Genomic DNA, 368 nt, shown 5'->3' with positions numbered 1-368 from the left:
CCAGAAGTCGAGTTCATAACTCAGATTGACGGTGGCCTGATTATTGGATTCAGAGCTGCCTGCCAAAGGAGGCGGCACCATACCATTCTTGGTAAAGCGCTGATAGGTACTTTCGGCGTTACCGGTCAGACTAATCTGACGGTCTGCGGCGAACTGATCCTGTAAAGCTCTGGCATTGGTAATACGCGTGGCAGCCAGTTGTATGCCAGGATTGTCCTTGAGCGCATTTTGTATCAGCTGGCTGAGCTGGCTGCCGCCCAGTTCTTCACTCCAGCTGGCATCGGGCCAGCGCACGGACTCCGTCTGGCCCGATAGGCTGACTTTGATTTCTGTTGCCTGCTCTTTAATGCCGGAAAAGTCAGCGCAAG

1 pseudogene is annotated in these 368 nt (G+C 53.8%); it reads right to left on the bottom strand.

What is annotated here, in order from left to right:
• A pseudogene (locus KDM89_RS20385) lies at window positions 1–368 on the bottom strand (efflux transporter outer membrane subunit); the annotation flags it as partial.

Source organism: Cognatundibacterium luofuense (genome assembly GCF_018139685.1).
GTDB classification, from domain to species: Bacteria; Pseudomonadota; Gammaproteobacteria; order Burkholderiales; family Burkholderiaceae_D; genus Undibacterium; species Undibacterium luofuense.
This window is presented reverse-complemented; position numbering and strand designations above follow the sequence as displayed.